The sequence below is a fragment of the Paenibacillus sp. FSL L8-0644 genome (assembly GCF_038008165.1).
Classification (GTDB): domain Bacteria; phylum Bacillota; class Bacilli; order Paenibacillales; family Paenibacillaceae; genus Paenibacillus; species Paenibacillus polymyxa_D.
On the sequence record NZ_JBBOYN010000001.1, the window covers coordinates 4276526 to 4294123 of the forward strand.

At 45.4% G+C, this 17598-nt stretch carries 19 protein-coding genes; 9 read left to right on the forward strand and 10 right to left on the reverse strand.

The genetic code is table 11. From position 1 onward, the window contains the following. Nucleotides 1-15: 15 nt before the first annotated feature. Complete coding sequence (locus tag NSS94_RS19395) at nucleotides 16-1296, reverse strand: apiosidase-like domain-containing protein (RefSeq protein WP_341039951.1); 1281 nt, start codon at nucleotides 1294-1296, stop codon at nucleotides 16-18. A gap of 244 nt (nucleotides 1297-1540) precedes the next feature. Here NSS94_RS19395 and NSS94_RS19400 point away from each other — a divergent pair, with 244 nt between their 5' ends. Continuing rightward, nucleotides 1541-2569, forward strand: a complete 1029-nt coding sequence (locus NSS94_RS19400) for a LacI family DNA-binding transcriptional regulator (RefSeq protein WP_341039953.1) — start codon at nucleotides 1541-1543, stop codon at nucleotides 2567-2569. A 57-nt stretch (nucleotides 2570-2626) separates the two neighbouring features. After that, complete coding sequence (locus tag NSS94_RS19405; protein WP_208332637.1) at nucleotides 2627-2845, forward strand: DUF5316 family protein; 219 nt, start codon at nucleotides 2627-2629, stop codon at nucleotides 2843-2845. Between the two features lie 62 nt (nucleotides 2846-2907). Here NSS94_RS19405 and NSS94_RS19410 read toward each other — a convergent pair whose 3' ends face one another. Together NSS94_RS19410 and NSS94_RS19415 are read right to left on the reverse strand one after the other, a co-directional pair. Beyond that, a complete protein-coding gene (locus NSS94_RS19410) occupies nucleotides 2908-3813 on the reverse strand; it encodes an NAD(P)/FAD-dependent oxidoreductase (RefSeq protein WP_029518304.1) in 906 nt (301 codons plus the stop codon). A 114-nt stretch (nucleotides 3814-3927) separates the two neighbouring features. Next, on the reverse strand, nucleotides 3928-4326 hold the full coding sequence (locus NSS94_RS19415) for an Rrf2 family transcriptional regulator (RefSeq protein WP_029518303.1): 399 nt from the start codon (nucleotides 4324-4326) through the stop codon (nucleotides 3928-3930). Nucleotides 4327-4485: 159 nt separating this feature from the next. Between NSS94_RS19415 and NSS94_RS19420 the strand changes: the two genes are divergently transcribed. The 5 genes from NSS94_RS19420 to NSS94_RS19440 all read left to right on the forward strand — a co-directional run bounded on the left by NSS94_RS19420 (nucleotide 4486) and on the right by NSS94_RS19440 (nucleotide 10080). Continuing rightward, the gene (locus NSS94_RS19420) at nucleotides 4486-6411 is read left to right on the forward strand and encodes a BglG family transcription antiterminator (protein ID WP_029518302.1); all 1926 of its coding nucleotides are present in this window, start codon (nucleotides 4486-4488) and stop codon (nucleotides 6409-6411) included. Between the two features lie 123 nt (nucleotides 6412-6534). Next, nucleotides 6535-6903 (forward strand): PTS lactose/cellobiose transporter subunit IIA, encoded by a 369-nt coding sequence (locus NSS94_RS19425; protein ID WP_029518301.1) that lies wholly within the window; start codon nucleotides 6535-6537, stop codon nucleotides 6901-6903. A gap of 18 nt (nucleotides 6904-6921) precedes the next feature. Next, complete coding sequence (locus NSS94_RS19430) at nucleotides 6922-8217, forward strand: PTS sugar transporter subunit IIC (RefSeq protein ID WP_029518300.1); 1296 nt, start codon at nucleotides 6922-6924, stop codon at nucleotides 8215-8217. Nucleotides 8218-8287: 70 nt separating this feature from the next. Next, nucleotides 8288-9724 carry a glycoside hydrolase family 1 protein gene (locus NSS94_RS19435; RefSeq protein WP_318628025.1) on the forward strand — a complete coding sequence of 479 codons (1437 nt, stop codon included), beginning with the start codon at nucleotides 8288-8290 and terminating at the stop codon, nucleotides 9722-9724. 29 nt (nucleotides 9725-9753) lie between these two features. Beyond that, on the forward strand, nucleotides 9754-10080 hold the full coding sequence (locus tag NSS94_RS19440; RefSeq protein ID WP_039272650.1) for a PTS sugar transporter subunit IIB: 327 nt from the start codon (nucleotides 9754-9756) through the stop codon (nucleotides 10078-10080). A 66-nt stretch (nucleotides 10081-10146) separates the two neighbouring features. Here the strand turns inward: NSS94_RS19440 and NSS94_RS19445 are convergent, their stop codons facing one another. From NSS94_RS19445 to NSS94_RS19455, 3 genes are all read right to left on the reverse strand, one after another. Beyond that, complete coding sequence (locus NSS94_RS19445) at nucleotides 10147-11079, reverse strand: NAD-dependent epimerase/dehydratase family protein (RefSeq protein WP_340933040.1); 933 nt, start codon at nucleotides 11077-11079, stop codon at nucleotides 10147-10149. Nucleotides 11080-11210: 131 nt separating this feature from the next. Next, nucleotides 11211-11837 (reverse strand): DUF1796 family putative cysteine peptidase, encoded by a 627-nt coding sequence (locus NSS94_RS19450; protein WP_341039954.1) that lies wholly within the window; start codon nucleotides 11835-11837, stop codon nucleotides 11211-11213. Continuing rightward, nucleotides 11830-12477: a DUF1796 family putative cysteine peptidase gene (locus tag NSS94_RS19455; protein WP_341039955.1), complete on the reverse strand. Its 648-nt coding sequence runs from the start codon at nucleotides 12475-12477 to the stop codon at nucleotides 11830-11832. The genes NSS94_RS19450 and NSS94_RS19455 overlap by 8 nt, the downstream gene beginning before the upstream one ends. 245 nt (nucleotides 12478-12722) lie before the next feature. Between NSS94_RS19455 and NSS94_RS19460 the strand changes: the two genes are divergently transcribed. Together NSS94_RS19460 and NSS94_RS19465 are read left to right on the forward strand one after the other, a co-directional pair. Then, on the forward strand, nucleotides 12723-13070 hold the full coding sequence (locus tag NSS94_RS19460) for a hypothetical protein (protein ID WP_029518294.1): 348 nt from the start codon (nucleotides 12723-12725) through the stop codon (nucleotides 13068-13070). Between the two features lie 25 nt (nucleotides 13071-13095). Continuing rightward, nucleotides 13096-13518 (forward strand): hypothetical protein, encoded by a 423-nt coding sequence (locus tag NSS94_RS19465; RefSeq protein WP_029518293.1) that lies wholly within the window; start codon nucleotides 13096-13098, stop codon nucleotides 13516-13518. A 65-nt stretch (nucleotides 13519-13583) separates the two neighbouring features. Here the strand turns inward: NSS94_RS19465 and NSS94_RS19470 are convergent, their stop codons facing one another. The 4 genes from NSS94_RS19470 to NSS94_RS19485 are packed head-to-tail and all read right to left on the reverse strand — an operon-like array spanning nucleotide 13584 to nucleotide 17510. Beyond that, entirely contained in the window at nucleotides 13584-13757 is a 174-nt protein-coding gene (locus NSS94_RS19470) for a hypothetical protein (protein WP_165148594.1), read from the reverse strand. A 31-nt stretch (nucleotides 13758-13788) separates the two neighbouring features. Beyond that, nucleotides 13789-15009 carry a glycosyltransferase family 4 protein gene (locus NSS94_RS19475; RefSeq protein WP_341039956.1) on the reverse strand — a complete coding sequence of 407 codons (1221 nt, stop codon included), beginning with the start codon at nucleotides 15007-15009 and terminating at the stop codon, nucleotides 13789-13791. A gap of 33 nt (nucleotides 15010-15042) precedes the next feature. Beyond that, entirely contained in the window at nucleotides 15043-16269 is a 1227-nt protein-coding gene (locus NSS94_RS19480) for a sialidase family protein (RefSeq protein ID WP_341039957.1), read from the reverse strand. Further along, entirely contained in the window at nucleotides 16269-17510 is a 1242-nt protein-coding gene (locus NSS94_RS19485; RefSeq protein ID WP_029518290.1) for a sialidase family protein, read from the reverse strand. The genes NSS94_RS19480 and NSS94_RS19485 overlap by 1 nt, the downstream gene beginning before the upstream one ends. Between the last annotated feature and the right edge of the window lie 88 nt (nucleotides 17511-17598).

Below are 17598 nucleotides of genomic sequence, written 5' to 3' on the forward strand. Positions count from 1 at the left end.
CATTCTTCTCTGTTTTTATTTCGTTCCGATGATTACAACATCACTTTCAAAGCTGTGCATGTCTAGCACCGATTGATCCTTTTGGACGGACACGTCGGTTTGAGCAAACCGCTTCCCGGCTAAATCAATCGTTGTAAACTTGTATTCCTGCACGTTGATACTTAGTCGTACCTTTGTGTTAACCGGGACATACAACACAATGGTATTCTCGTTCCCCGCAGCTCTGATTTCCTCTGTCTTGTTTAAAACAATATCCAACGGCTTTACGCCAATCAGGTTGTACATTTCAAACAGATATTTAATAAAGGAATAATCCCATGCGCCCTCAAATTGCAATGCAGTTCTCCAATCATAGGGACTATCGAATCCTTCCCCTTCTACAATGCCGAATTTCTTTCCTTTCTTGTGCCAGCTCCAAATGCCATGCGCTCCGTAGGTAATGCCCGCACCCCCGCCTGCAAGGAGGCTTTGCCATGCCGCTTTTCTGGCATCCAGTGCTGTGTATCTGCCATACACATTGCGGCTGTAACTAATTTGTTCATAACATGGCTCTCCATTAATGACAGGCCGTATATCCGGCTTATAATAGAAATGTTGAGCAATCTCATGGGCTACATGTTGGAACTCGGAATTATGTCCTGATTGATACATATAGAATCCAAGACCCTGGTGTTTCTCAAAGGCTGGAGGAATTTCTCTCAATCTTCCTTGAATATGCAGCGTAGTTAAGCTTGCAGGGCTTAATTGTTGTACAATATCCAGTGCTTTTAAATAATAGGAATTGGCACGTTCGGTCGGAAAATCACTATCCCCGCTAATCAGAAAAATAGGATCAAATGGAGAAAAACGGTTTACCACGTACGTTACATAGGGTTCAACGCATTCAAACGGCATTTTATTACCTTTTTGGAACATCTCAGCCCATGTATCCGGCACATAGTTACACCACAACAGAACCAGTGCTGGAACAAATCCACGCTCTGTAGCCATCTTCAACATGATTTCTGCCCGGTCAAAATAAGCTTCGTTTAATATATGGTAGTCGAAATCCCCATTTTCCATTAATGCAAACGGCTGTAGATTCAGATCCGATTCACTTGCGTCCCATTGTCGGAGTATGTTGATTTGCAACACATTGAAACCTTGCATCTTCCGATAGTCAAGATAATCGCTCCACTCCTCTATCGTCGCGTTGGTAAATACACTCCACACCGTATCTGCCAAATAAAAAAAAGGTTTGTCCTCTTTTGTAAAACTTCTTTGATTTTCAGCCATGTTTAAACTCAAATAAATCACCGTTCCTCTTTTGCTGTATTCACAAAATAAACTAAACAAAACTAAATTAATAACTAAATTTATATGACTATATCGCAAAATAAACTAAATTAGAGCGCTTTACACTTGAATATTAACATTATAAATTATAAAAGGTCAACAAATTTTTACTTTTAGTTATTTAGTTTAGTTTAGTTTATGAGCTAAACTTTCTTGCTGAGTAATGATATAATTTATGTAGTTTAGTTCAATAGGGGGTTCCACATTGAAAATTGATGATATTGCAAGGCTTGCAGGTGTTTCTAAATCTGCTGTTTCTCTTGCTTTTAATAACAAACCCGGAGTCAGTGAAGAAACCAAGGAGCACATTCTAAAAATAGCCCAAGAGCATGGATATAAACCACGCACCATGAAGACAAACAAGGAAGCCATTAAAAATCATCATGTGATTCGTTTTGTGGCCTGTAAAAATACAGACATCGTAACAGAGCACTATGATTCACTTCCATTTTTTAACGAATTAATTCATCATATTACCAATCAGGTGAGAGAACATGGAAACACCTTGATTTTTTCGTCTTTTGATAGCCATAGCCTCGAAGAAGAATTATCTGCTTTGGAAAAAGATCAGCCCTCTTCAGGCATACTTCTACTTGGCACCAATTTAACTTCCGAGATTATTCATTCCATACAATCCATTCATTCCAATATTGTTATTTTGGATACTTGCTTTGAACACGTCGATGCCAGTTTCGTATCTATTAATAACTATCTCGGTGGGTATCAGGCAGGCCAATATTTAATTCAGTCAGGACACAGAAAGATAGGATACGTACAATCCAGTACCAGAATTCTGAACTTTAAAAAACGAAAGGAAGGGTTTATGGCGGCTTTAGAGGAGCACAATCTTTCCATAGAAAATGGGCTTACATTTGATATGCATCCCATGCTTGTGATGTCACAGGACGCATTTAGAACAGCTATTTATGAATTGGACGAGCTACCTTCGGCCCTATTTTGCGAAAATGATTATATGGCGATCAGTGCCATTAAAACGTTTCAGGAAATGAACATTCGAGTGCCTGAACAAATTTCCATCATGGGCTTTGATAATATACATGAAGCGAAGGTCATTAGCCCGGAACTCACAACCATTCATGTGAAAAAGGATATTTTGGCCCGAACGGCTGTAAACTTGCTTATGGAGAGGCTTAACCATCATCAGGGGCATCATACTCAGGTTCTTGTGAATACAGAGGTTATTGAAAGAAGGTCTTGTTTAGTCACAGAATGACCTATGATATGGTGCACGAAATGGGGTAATAGAGAAGATAAGAATGGGGGGATCATCATGATATATGATTATTTATGGTGGGCAGGTGCCACATGCATAATACTGGCTATTATATTAAGTGGAACAGGGGTCAGCGGTGACCGCATGCGGGCTAACTTTTATGTTGAACAGGCAGCTGATCCCGAGGGGAAAGATAGAAAAAACAGATGGAAATGGTCCTTTATTTTTATGATCATTGGTTTATTATTGCTTGCTCTCTCTATGATTTTAGAATAAAGCCGCCATATTGGCGGCCTTTTCTATTATCGGATTCCATATTGGACATTTCCAATTTCTCGTCATTCGTTGAAATCTTCCTCTGTCAAATCCATATTTACGCTCGCAGCAGTTCGACTGCCGTCGGCCGCGGCAAAAATCAACTGAGAAGGCATGAAGTACGATGAATCCCCAGCAGCATATACACCAGGTATGGAGGTTCTCCCCGCTTCATCCGTCTTGATCCCGCCCGACTCCGTTCTTTCACAGCCCAAATGTTCTCCAAACGGTGCACTTTGTACAAACTGGGGAGTCACGAAGCCGCCGATCCTCGGGACTTGAGTGCCATCCGTAAAGCGCACGTGCTCAAGCTTTCCATTGTGGCCGATGAACGCCGCAACAGGTTGCTCTATTACTACTATCCCCTTGGATTGAAGCCGTTCTTTTTGCTCGTCCGACAGGGATGCATGACCGTTCGTACAGACGATCAAATCCTTGCTCCAATTAAGGAGTAGTTTGGCTGTATGAAATATAGCCGCCGATTCAGAGACAAGGACAAGCGGTTGATCCCGCAGCTCCCAACCGTCGCAATAAGGGCAATTAAACAAACTTTTCCCGTATAACGGATAAAAACCTTCGATCTTGGGGAATATCTCCTTCACGCCCGTCGCTAATATCAATTTTCGCGCTTGAACGCGAAGGCCTGACGAATCAAACCCCTCAAATCCGGATACGTTTTTCATAATCGAAACAACCTCGGTTTGCAAATGATGAACAGACGGATAACGCAGCACTTCCTCATAAGCTACACGGCGGAACTCAGATGGCGTTACGCCATCTCTTGTAATAAAACCGTGCGACGCATGCGTAACCGCATTTCTGGGCCGATTATTATCAATCAAGGCCACACTTCTCCTTGCCCTGCCCAGCACGAGGGCTGCATTCAACCCAGCAGGCCCTCCGCCAATAATAGCGCAATCGTATAGCATAATACCCAACTCCTTTTAAAAGATATTAAAGACTCTTTATGTCTGCGATAGAACCAAAAAAACACCGTTTTACATAACTGGCAACCACCCTCTTTCTATATAAAATCGCTCACTTTACACTTGTGCTTGCTTTTGCGCCAAATCGACCAATTTCGTATTTTTTAGATGTCGTTCCATTTTCTCCTCTGCTTCCCTCATTACAGCTTGAATCAGGCACTCAGAACCGTGGACGAAATCACATTCAAACAAAGAATTCGTACCTTCAATGGCATGGATAATATCCAAAAAAGTAATATCATCTTTATGACGGGATAGGCGATAACCTCCATTGGCTCCAGAAACGGATTCGATCATTCCAGCCTTCACAAGCCTCGTCAAAATTTTTGAAAGATAAGTTGGTGAAACATTTTGGGATTCAGCCAGTTGCTGAACACCTACCGGCTTAACCGACGAATCAGTAACGAGCATGAGCATAGTGTGCAGAGCATAATTCGTTGCTTTTGTAAATTTCATAACTACACCTCAATCAAAGACTTATTGTATCTACTATATCGCCGAATCTGCGAGTGTGTCAAGATCATCTAGGATTCACGCTGTTGTCAACCCTTCTTTTGGTTACGCTCTAACCGTTGTATACTGTTCATCAGAAACAGCTAAGAGAGGGGGCTCGTTGTGCGTATTTTTGATATTCTTCGTATATTGGTTGCTGAACAGATGGTCAAAGGAGCACACTTGGCAATTGCATTGAAGGTATCTTCTCGAACGATACGAACGGATTTAAAGGAATTGGGTGCGCTGTTGTCGAAGCATGGAGCAGCAGTTAAACCCCTTAAAGGAACAGGCTACAAGCTAGAGATTCGGGACGAACAAGCATTTCATCATCTGCTGAAGCAATTAAAGGATGATGAAAATAATGGGCCCTATCCATTAGCGAGTTCTTCTGAAGCTAGAAATCGTTTTTTAATGAAAAAGCTATTGCTTACCAATGCATATGTCAAACTTGATGATTTAGCCGAGATCCTGTATGTTAGTCGATCCACTTTACAGAATGACCTCAAAGAACTGCGCAAGCTGCTGGCAACTTACGGACTATCTCTGGAGAATAAACCCTATCATGGTATTCGAGTCAAAGGGAATGAGGCCAAGCTGCGTTATTGCATTTCCGACTATATATTCAGTAGGACAGATGAAATAGGCGAGCAGCAGATGTCCCACCCTCCTCTGATCTCTAACGAAGAGATGGAATTCATAAGAGAAGTGATTCTGGATCGTATTGAGATCCATGATATTCAGTTATCGGACATTGCCCTGAACAATCTGGTCATTCATATTGCTATAGCATGTAAGCGAATTCGTGAAGAAAGGTATGTGTCGTATTATCCGCAAGAGATGAAAAAAATCGAAGCGCAAAAAGAGTTTAGGGTGGCGACTGAGATCGTATCCGCCTTGGAACAAAACATGAAGCCCTCCTTTCCACTTGTTGAAGTTGCGTACATTGCTGTTCACCTGTTGGGTGTAAGGACCGTCGTTAGTGCACGTATGGATGAAGTGGAGATTAAAAAGATCATTGATAAAGATATCTACGAACTGACTATCGAAATACTAGACCAAATTGATCAGCAGTTGAAGATGAACATTCAACACGATCAAGAATTGCTGATTGCATTTTGCCTTCACCTCAAACCAGTGATCAACCGTTATCAATACGGAATGAATTTGCGTAATCCTATGCTGGATGAAATCAAAGCCAATTACCCGCTTGCCTTTGAAGCAGGTATCATTGCTGCGGAGGTCATCAAGCAGCGGCTTCATATACACATCGAGGAAAATGAAATTGGATATTTAGCCATTCATATCGGAGTCGCGATGGAAAGAAAGAAAATGGAGGATGCACCCAAAAGATGTATGATCGTATGTGCTTCTGGACTCGGCAGTGCTAAGCTGCTGTATTATAAGCTTCAATCGGTCTTCGGTTCAAGGTTGGATATCGTGGGAACCACTGAACTTTATAAGCTGAAACAAATGCCGTTGGATACACTGGACTTTGTCATTAGCACGATCCCTATTTCAGAACCGCTTTCTATCCCTATGATCCATGTGAGTACATTTTTGGGCAGTTCTGATATTACTAAAATTGAACAAGCCATTTCTGAGGTCAGACTTCCTGCTGTGCAGTATGTACGAAAAAAATTGGTCTTCCTTCAGCAGAAGTTTGAGAACAAACTCCAAGTGCTTGAATTTATAGCCGAAAAAATACACGAAGCAGATCTTGTAAAAGGCCCTCTACTGCAATCCGTGATAGAGCGTGAAGCCGTTTCCCCCACTTCATTTGGCAACTTGGTCGCGATCCCGCATCCGATGGAACCTTTCGCAGATTCCACATTTTGGGCCATCTGTACATTACAAAAAGCAATCGATTGGGATGGCAAGCCGGTACAGTTTATTTGTATGCTCTGTATACAGCGTACGAAATCAGAAGATTTACAGACTATGTATCATATCTTGCTTGAAATTTTAAATAATGAACAGCTCGTCCAGCAGCTTATTCGCTGCAAAACGTATACAGAATTCATAGAAGTGTTGCATAAAAATAGTTGAACATAAGGAGTATGAAGAACGATTGATTTCCGTTAAGAAGAGGAAATAATGTGTGTTATGTTGAAAGCGATTCCAAATTATAATAGCCATACGAACAAGATGATTGAAAGGAGAGAGGATCACGTGAATCATGATGAATCTACAGAGCACGACGTGAACATGGAGGACATGGATGATACAGAGATTGTATTCCAAATTATATTATACGCAGGGAATGCACGCAGCTCCGCCATGGAGGCGATTGAGCTTGCAAAGGCGGGGAAATTTCGTGAAGCCAAAGAAGAATTAGCCTCAGCAAAAAAAGAACTGGTGTCCTCCCACAAGATTCAAACCAGAATCATCCGTAAGGAAGCAGCGGGTGAAAAAACAGAGATGTCTGTCATGATGGTACATGCTCAAGATCATTTGATGAATGCACTCACCATTCGCGATATGGCCTCAGAGTTTGTAGACCTGTATGAACGCATGGATCAATTCGTACCGAAATCGTAGAGGGAGGGACGCTATCCCATGGCATTCAAAGACAAACTGGTTGACGGCCTCACATCGGTAGCAAATGCAATCAACAATTTTAAATATATTATAGCGATCAAATCAGCTTTTATCACATTGATGCCCGTTATTATTGTCGGGGCCTTTGCTGTACTGATTTCCAATATGGTCATGGACCCAGTCAATGGTTTGGCCCATTTTAGGCCATTCTCATTCCTGGCTGAGTACAAACCGATTTTCTCAGGCATTAACTATGCCAGCTTGAATATCCTTACCATTCTGGCTGTTTTCATGATTGGTCTGGAGCTAGGAAAAATTAATGGTGAGAAAAATCTTTTCCCCGGTTTGCTTGCTTTAATCTGTTTTATCTCTGTGACACCAACCACGATAGAGTTGATGGTTAACGGTGACATGCAAAAAGTAACAGACGTCATAGCCCGTCAATTTACGGATACCAAGAGCTTGTTTTTAGGGATTTTCATAAGCATCCTGTCCGTCGAGCTATACAGCAAACTGGGTAAGTCCGACAAGCTAAAAATCAAAATGCCTGAAAGTGTTCCCAGCAATGTGGCCGTTTCATTCTCCGCACTCATTCCTACCATTATTACGGTGACTGTCTTCTCCATGTTTGGATTCTTTTTTCATAAGTTTACGGGACTCTATCTGTACGATGCTGTCTATAATGTGGTGCAAAAACCTCTGGAGGCCGTAGTACAGGGACTGCCAGGTATACTGGTGCTGATGCTGGTTGCGCAAATCTTCTGGGTGATCGGTATTCACGGAAACCAAATGGTAAAGCCCATTCGTGAACCCCTGCTGCTTGGCGCGATTACTGTCAACATGACTGCTTATGAGCAAGGACTGCCCATTCCGAACATTATTACGATGCCTTTCTGGGACGTATATATGAGTATCGGTGGTTCAGGGATTACGCTAGCCCTCTTGATTTGTATTATGATCGCTTCCAAGCGTGAAGATATGAAGGAAATAACAAAGCTTTCGCTCGGCCCAGGTCTGTTTAATATTAATGAGCCTGTCATTTTCGGACTTCCGATTATGTTGAATCCATTGATGGCTATCCCTTTCATTATTACTCCGCTCATCACAGGAACGATTGGTTACTTCTCGACGTTGCTTGGATTTGCAGGTAAAGCCGTCGTCATGGTTCCATGGACTACTCCGCCTATTATTAATGCCTACCTGTCTACAGGTGGAAGCATTGGAGCCGTCGTCACTCAGATCGTTTGCATTGTGGTAGCGATTATCATTTATTTCCCGTTCGTCAAAATTGCCAACAAGCGAACGACTGAATAATGCGCTACTATAGAAATACACTAATTAATTGAAAACGCATTCTTTATACAATGAAAAGGAGAAACATGTCATGGCTAAACATACGATACAAATTCCATCGAATTTCATCATGGGTGCAGCGGCTTCCGCCTGGCAGACAGAGGGATGGAGCGGTAAAAAAGAAGGTCAGGACTCATTCCTGGACCAATGGTACAAAAATGACCGCTATGTCTGGCACAATGGATATGGACCCGCGGTTGCAACCGACTTTTATAATCGCTATACCGAAGATATTGCGCTGATGAAGCAGATTGGCTTAACCCATTATCGGACTTCTATTAATTGGTCCCGCTTCTTAACGGATTATGAGAATGTAGTGGTGGATGAAACGTATGCGGATTATATGGACCGGGTCATTGATGAGCTGATTGCGAGTGGAGTCGAGCCGATGATTTGTCTGGAACACTATGAGGTCCCTGCCTATCTGCTGGATAAATATGAGGGCTGGTCTTCCAAGCATGTAGTGGAGTTATTTGTAAAATATGCGGAAAAAGTGTTTGAACGGTACGGCGATCGGGTCAAGCACTGGTTTACGTTTAATGAGCCCATTGTTGTACAGACTCGCGTCTATCTGGATGCCCTTCGCTATCCCTATGAACAAAATACGCGGAAGTGGATGCAATGGAACTATAACAAAACGCTGGCAACCGCAAAGTGCGTACAGCTTTTCAAAGCAAAAAACTATAGTCAGCACGGGGCTAAAATAGGCGTTATTCTGAATCCTGAAGTCACTTATGCCCGATCAAGCGCCCCTCATGACCAGTATGCGGCACATGTGTATGATTTATTTTACAATCGAGTATTTCTGGACCCGCTTATTAAAGGCGAATACCCACAAGAATTGTTCGATCTCATGGGCAAGCATGATATTGCATTTGAAGCTACAACGGAAGAACTGACCGTAATTAAGGAAAATACCGTTGACTACGTCGGAATCAATCTCTATTATCCCCATCGGGTCAAAGCGCAGAGTAAAGCGTGGAACGAAAACACCCCCTTCCACCCCTCTTACTACTATGAGCATTTTGATCTTCCGGGTAAAAGAATGAACAAGTCACGGGGCTGGGAGATTTATCCTAAAATCATTTACGATATGGGAATGCGCATTAAGAACGAATATCACAATATCGAGTGGTTTGTCGCAGAAAATGGTATGGGTATTGAGAATGAAGCTGCTTTCAAAAATGAGGAACACATCATTCAGGACGACTATCGTATTGACTTTATAACAGAGCATTTGTACTACACATTACAAGCTGTAGAAGCGGGCTCCAACTGTACAGGTTATATGCTGTGGGCCTTTACAGACAACGTTTCTCCCATGAATGCTTTTAAAAATCGCTATGGACTGGTAGAAATTAACCTGGACAATGATCGAAGTCGGCATTTGAAGAAATCCGGCTACTGGTATCAGGCCGCGATCAAAGAACGCTCATTTATTGCTGATCTGGATGAAGAGTACAAGTAGTTAAAAATGAATTCTGGAGGCGCTCAAATATGAAAAAAATTATTTTGGCATGTGCTGCGGGTATGTCCACATCCATTTTGGTTTCTAAAATGAAAAAAGAAGCAGCAGCAAGATCCATAGAGCTGAACATCGAAGCCATCCCCGAAAGCACCATCAAGGAAGAGCTGGAAGGCATTACAGATTCCGTGATTGCTATTTTGCTCGGACCTCAAGTGCGGATGCGTAAAAAGGCAGTCACCGAAATTGCAGCTCCCTATGGTATCCCAGTAGATGTCATTGACACGTTGGCTTATGGTAGAGGGAACGGTGCAGCTGTCCTAGATCAAGCCTTTAAGCTGGCTGGCGAGAACATCTAATTGCTATTCAAATGAAAAAGAGGCTGAGAATTCCCTCAGTCTCTTTCTTGAGTTGCGCGCTCTTTATCACGACATATCTTCTTTGCCTGAGCCCATACTACTCACATACGTTTCCTGTAAACCGGCAGAAATGCCGTATAGCGGTTCCCAACGAAGCCAATGTCTGGCGACTGCGTTACTAAGACAGCTATGGTGAATGTCTCCAGCTCGCGCTGGTGAATACACAGGGCGGACAGACGAACCATGCAGCTTCAGTAAATCATAGGCCAGTCGATTGATGGACGTCGTTCGTCCCGTACTTACATGTACTGTGCGTTGATCCGCTGCATGAATAGCCGCCATATTCGCTCGAACTACATCCTTGACGTACACAAAGTCACGAGTTTGCGTCCCATCGCCGTGAATGAGCAAGGGGCTTCCTTTTTTCAGCCGCTCCATAAAAAGAGCGACAACACCACCCTCTCCCTTCGCGGCCTGACCGGGACCGTACACATTTCCATAACGCAAAATCGTGTAGTTCATACCGTACAGCCGATAAAAAAGTCGAATATACGATTCTGCGGTCAGCTTGGACAGTCCGTAGCCTGAAATGGGCTCCACGGGATCGTCTTCCTGTATACATTGCTTTTGCAGCTCTCCGTATACGCCAGATGTGGAAGCAAATATGAATTTTGACACACCAGCTTCATGACAAGCCTGCAACAAATGAATCGTCCCCAGCACGTTCACATCCGCGTCCTCATCGGGTTGATGGATGGATTGCTGCACATCAGCCTGTGCGGCCAAGTGAAACACAATATCCGGGCTTTCCCGAATCAGCAACGTCCTAGCTTCAGAGCTGCGAATATCCGCAATATGCATGACCGCGCGCGGGTCCACATTTGCCATATTTCCGGTCGTCAGATTATCCAGCACATGTACTCTGATGTCCGAATCAGCAAGCGCACGTACCAGCTGAGAACCAATAAATCCAGCTCCCCCGGTGACCAAAGCCTTCACTAGCTCACCCTCCTTTTGAACCGAAGCATATGACTTCCCTTCGCATCATGTTATGCGACTCCCTATAGCTTGGCGCAGGCACACGCACAGTCCGAAGACAATCTATAGTGTGTCTCTAGAATCTCAGCACCTCAGACGTGCAGTCTCACATTTTCCAGCATATAACGCCACATCCCATCCTGACCGTTCCATATATCCTCAGGCGGCAGCTCCACTGAAACCAGCCGCTCCAATCCCCAATCCAACTCCGTCACACCATCAGTCCCTGTATAATCCACGTATAACAAGCGAAAATCATGTGTAATCCTCTGTAATAGCACATCATGTAGTTCCACCGCTTGCTCCCGACTGCCCCCGAGACGAACCAGTAGCAGACGGGACGCAAGCGTGAATTGCTCCAGTAGACGTGCGATGCGGCGATCAAGCGTTGTTTTGAATGCAGGATAGGAAGTCAGCTGCTCCGATGTATTCTGGCTAACCGGAAAATGGTGTGCGGCTGTAATCCCATAGTTTGCATCCTCGACCATGAAGTTATGCTCGCCGTAATCGTGCCCCGTGACACGCAGACTATCAACATCCATAAAACCGGCAAAACGGGCGTCCAGCAAGCGACTGATCTGTGACAAGTTACCGGAAATCATCCAGTCCAGCGGACCGGCATAGGGACGCAGTCCGTTTTTATCCAGCTGAATGGAAGGCAAGCAATGTCCACCCAGACTGAATACAGCATCATAATCCCCCTGCAACCGTTCAAGCACGACGTCCTCCCCTTTCCGAAAACAAGGTCATCCCTTTAAAAAGAGTACGCCAATGCGGATCACTCTTGTAATTCCATACATCGGCAAAAGGCATTTCCACCGCGCATACATGCGGAAGCTGCCAATCCACCTCCGTCAACTCCGTTACGCCGGAACAATTCACCACCAACAAACGAAATTCATTCGCTACCATGCCTGACAAAATACGTTCCAGTTCCTCTACTTCTTCATAGGTTCCCAGCATACGGACGAACAAGCTGCGCTTCGCCATCTGTGTTTTTGCAAAAAAACGTTCGATACGACGGTCTATCTTTTCCCTGAACTCGGGATAGGTCACCAGATCTGAGGACGTATTGCGTTCCTGTGGAAAATCGTGCACCGAGATCACATTATAAGCGATATCTCTGACCATATAATTCAGTTGGCTCGTACCAACGACACTTAAATTGGGCAAATCCATAAATCCGGCAAACCGATTTTCAAGCAAGCGGTTCACATCGGACAGCGTGTCAGACATCATCCAATCCAGTACCCCGGCAAACGGCCGCAAACGGTTCTTTTCCAATTGAATGGCAGGTGTACAGTTTTGTCCCAGACTGAAGACCGCTTCATATTCCCCTGCCAGCTGTGCGAGTCTCATAGCCGTGCCTCCTTTTTTAATACGACCCTTCTCTCAGTTCCTACTCTATCCTTCTTCTGTAGTCGAAAAAGGGACTTCAGGCCGTAGTTTGTTCCACTCTACATTACATGCACAGCACGGCGAAAAGGGTTGGACACCGATGCGCTTTTTGTCAAAGAGGCGTACAACTATCCAGTCCAATCCCGGTTATTTTTCATATCATATTAAGGCTGGTAACCTAACGGAATTCAAGGAGGCATCATCATATGTCCGTGTTTCTTTTAACCATCGATCACCATCTCGCTTACCACAGCGCCCATATACAAAGCTGCCATGTGACCTTTTTCAATCGTGAAAAGAGGGCCGTCGATGTGTTGCTGGAAATGGGGAATGACAGTGGCGTTTTTAGGCGGCAACTTCTTCGACTGGGCCCTTCTCCCGAAGCTGACTCCGTGCTAGAACTCAAGGATATGGAGGCAGCCCAAAATCCGTTTTATCTGCGAGTGATCACGAATATTTACAATCCAGAAACGCTGTTTATCCTGGCTGAATTTTTGGAAAACGGGAACGTTGTCGCTAAGCGTACAGCCAGTCATTTTACCGTGACACCCTAATGAACGGGCAGAGGAGGAAGAAGGTATGTTGAAATATTCAGTTCAAAACAAAGCTGAGCCAGGCACATATGCACTGCCTTTTCAGGTTACCGATCAGGAGAGCGTGCTCTCTACATTGATCATTCCTGCAAGTGAAGCTGAAGGACGTATTGTCATTGAAGTCTCTTTGGCATGGGAAAATCCGCTGCTCAACTGGGATATCGGGGAGCTGGATATTCGATTGCGTCGCAACGATGAGCGGGGACCTATGCTGGACTGGTTGCAGGATTCCTGTTATCAGGAGGGATTTGCCGAGTTAATCTATGAGGAAACGGGAACACAGGGAGAGCCTTATGTATACTGCCTGACCGTACAATCAGCCGACCGCCGTGCTGTTGTTACAGGACCACTCATGGTTCGAGGCTCTGTGTATGTAGATTCGATGGACGAAAACCCGGATGGACAATGAGCTGAAATAACTAAAGGCAGGTGGGAGTTTTAAGCCCAACCTGCCTTTTTATAGGGTCTGTATTCTCATGGCGCGGATTGCTTCAGACATTCTAAAATGTCAGCGTCCGGCAGCGTATAATCTTCTGGCAACGAAGTGTTAATTCGGTTCCATATTGCGTAATCGACCTTCAAATCCGGGTGTGACTGCTGGATTTCAAAAATACGGTTGTACAAGTCTCCAACGACAGGAAAAGTCATGCTCTCCCTCCTAACTATTGAATCAACGTATTCAACGTACTTGATTCAGCGCTTGCCCATAAATATTCACGAGTCGTTCAATCATAACATCCAGAGACCAATGCGCGATCCCCCATGCTTTGGCACGATTTCCCATGACTATCCGCACTTTATCCTGAGCCAGCAAATGCTGCAAATGAGCTGCCAGTGCCTCCACATCGCCAACCGGGGAGACCAGTCCGGTGTATTCATGCTTCACCATTTCCGGCAGTCCGCCTGCATCCGATACCACTGCCGGAAGCCCCATAATCTGCGCCTCCATGACCGAAAACGGCTGATTGTCCTGTATGCTTGGATGAACAAAAAGGTCCGCCAGTTGTAAAAGAGCAGGTACATCTTCACGATGCCCCAGAAAAACCACGTCTTCTTCCAGCCCTAGCTCCTTCGCCTGTGTTTGAAGCTCTTCCCTTTTATCTCCCTCCCCGACAATCCAGCAAACCCAATCCGTACGACTTGCTTTCAGCAAGCCAAGAGCGCTCATTAAATAATGCAGCCCTTTGATATAGACCAGCCGTGAAGGACAAATGATAACTTTTTTCCCCTCAGGTCGTATCATGTCTGTTCCCCGGGCGTGGACTTCCCAGAAGTACTCGGTATCCAATCCGTATTGGAAAGTAGCAATCTGCTGCTCAGGCACTTCGAACTCACGCACAAGCGTCTGTTTCATCCATTCTGTAGATGTAATGGTAATATCCGCGGATAGAGCGCCATAGTGCTCTAGCGCCCAATAATACTTCCACATCAGCGTCTCACGGTAACCCTCCTCATGATCCCGCTCCAAAGCCATCATAACTTCACGAGCCAGCGAGCCATGAATATTCGCTACCAACGCGCTATCTTTGCGTTTGACCCGACTTAGCGCACGCGTCGCAATGACATCTTGCGTGTGAATAACATCATACTGCTCGACCCCGAAATACGCCGCTGCCAGCTCCATACAGTATCGATCCTTTTCCACCGTCTGCACCCATGAATCCAAATGTAATACAGGGACAGCCGATTCATTCAGCTTCGTATCCAGCAGGGGCAGCAGTTGATCCTTCAGTAGCTCCCTATCTTCAAAAACAATATGGTATTTAGGTGTATCCGGTCCGTTCCCCATCAAGTCTACCGTGTGGCCCAGTAGCTCCAGTCTCCGTTTAATTTGCATCATAAAGGGCCATACGCCACCCAAATGAGGAATCGGCCAGTACGTAGCCAACAAAATTTTCAAAACAGCCTCACCTCCTCTGTCTCGTACGCTGAGCTACATTCCGTTGCTTCCGTAAATTTGCTGGAAACCCGATAACGCATCTGTCCAGACCGCAAAAAAACCATTATTCGGCACGATCGTTACATCAATAAAATTACCGATTGTAACGACTGGAACCGGACTAATCCCGTTAGGATTAAAGGAGCTGTCTGTTATTCTGAGGTTCGTAAATGTATTCCCTCCGTCCGTTGATTCGGCCACAAATACGTCTAATAAAGAGGTCGTTATTTGATTGGTATAATATACGATCTTAATCACGCCGGTCACAGGCGAAACATCAATAGCCGGGAAAAAATGCTGTGCCCCTGCACTGGCCCCTGTCACCGATTGCGGCGCAGTCCAGCTTAATCCACCATTCACCGACCTGGCAAGCAGCACATCCGCATACCCTGCCCGATTATCCTGCCAGACCGCATAAAGTGTTCCCTGATTCGGGCTCGTAGAGCGATCCACGGCAATGTTAGCTGCCGGCAGCACATTGAAACCAAAGCCGGCCACGGGCAACGGACTCGGAACCGGGACCACAGAAGATACAGGTAGCGAGGAACTAAATGCTGTCCCTCCATTGAAGGACACAATGACCTGATATTGGTTAACCGGATTTGTGACAATGTACCCGACATAAATCACCCCTGTAATGCTCACAGTGATTTCCCCCCGCGTAATCTGATTGGAGCCAGCGGTGAGCACCACGGGTGTCCCCCATGTGATCCCTCCATCCTGCGAACGTTGGAAGAACATGACTGATCCGCCGAAAAAGTCAGGATTGTACTGATGCGTATAACATAAATAGATATTTCCGGTATAGGAGCTGACCTGAGAAGTATCGAATTTCACGCTGACCTCAACATTATTGACAAATGTCCCATACCCTCGCTGGGCAATCACAGGCGGATCAAATGTATTACCGTTGTCTCTCGACACATAAGTGGCGATGGTACCGCTCAAACCGTCTGCGGTAAATACGTGACAGGCTATGACAAACAAGTTGGGAAAACCGTAGCTGACGCTATGGGATTCCGCCCCTACATAGCCGGCTGGTAGCGGTAAAATCTGCTGTGTGAAAGAGGCACCGCCGTTACCTGAACGGTATACCGCCGTCAACGGCGGCCCTGTCGTAAAATCGATAGCCGCAGACACAATGGTACCGTCGAGCAGGTTGAAAGCTACACTCGGCTCCTGGGCCAGCCTTCCGTTAGGCGTAAGCTGTACGTTCGGCATCAGGCTCCACCCCCCGGTACACCCGCAAATATCGTCAAACTGCCTGTGCGCGTATCTGTCCAGACGGAAATATAGCTGTTCGGCGGTACAATGGCGACATCAATATAATCACCGATCAGCTCTGATTCGCCTCCACCGACATTCGGGTTAAAGGAGGTCGTCGTGAGACGACTGTTCGTAAAGGTGTTACCTCCATCGGACGACTCTGCGGCGAACACATCCAGATTAAAGCCGTCCACGCGATTGGTATAGTACACGACAACGACCAGTCCCGTCTTGGGCGACACTGAAATTGCAGGGAAAAAATTTTGCGAGCCGGGCGGGCTGTCTGTCACAATGACCGGAGCACTCCAGGTACCGCCAAAATCGCTTGATTTGGACAACAAAATATTGCTGTATCCCTGACCAAAGTCCTGCCACACGGCATATAGCGTATTTGTTGTGGAAGGCACACCCGAGCAGTCCGCGGCCAAGCTGGGGAAATTCAATATCCGAAAGTCATAACCAGGAACGGGCAAAGGATTGGGCACAAGCGTTATATTGGATACGAGAATATCCCCGCTGAAGGTTGCCCCGCCATCAAAGGAGCGTCGGATAAAAAAAGCTGGTGTTTGCGGTCCCGTACGAATCCAACTGACATATACGCTTCCATATTTGTCGACCGCAGGCTCAGGCCGCTCCGTTGAGGATTGGATATTGGAGAGCATTAACGGTCGGTCCCAAGTTAGTCCTCCATCGGTGGAACGCTGGTAGAAGGCCGCAGATTGAGCATTAAAATCCACATTATATTGGCGGTTATACGTGACATAGACGTGCCCGAGATAGGGACTTGCCCCCGCATTATCCGTCGTAATATTAGTCCAGTCATTATTAATGTAATCTCCATAGCCCGGGTTAATGACCACGGGAGGAGCAAAAGAGGCTCCATCGTCCGTAGAGCGATAGATCACGATAGCCCCGTTTTCATTGCCCGGAAATACATGCGCGGATACGATAAAAATATTGGGGAACAGATAGGCTACCATTCCTGCCTCGGCTCCTGTATAACCCGGCGGAATCGGCAATAAAGTATCCGTCCAGTTCGCTCCGGCATCCAATGAGCGATACAGTCCAATCAAGGGAGGCCCACTGCTAAAATCAACAGCTACAGCTATAACAATATTCGGATTCAGTAAATTAACAGCAACACTAGGCTCAAATTTGGGCAGGCCGCTGGGTGTCACCTGAAAATTCAAAGGCATCGCGAGCATTCCCTTCATTATATAAATAGATACGCCTGAAGTATTTCTATCAAAATGTACTTTTTTCAGCACAGCCTAGAGACAACCA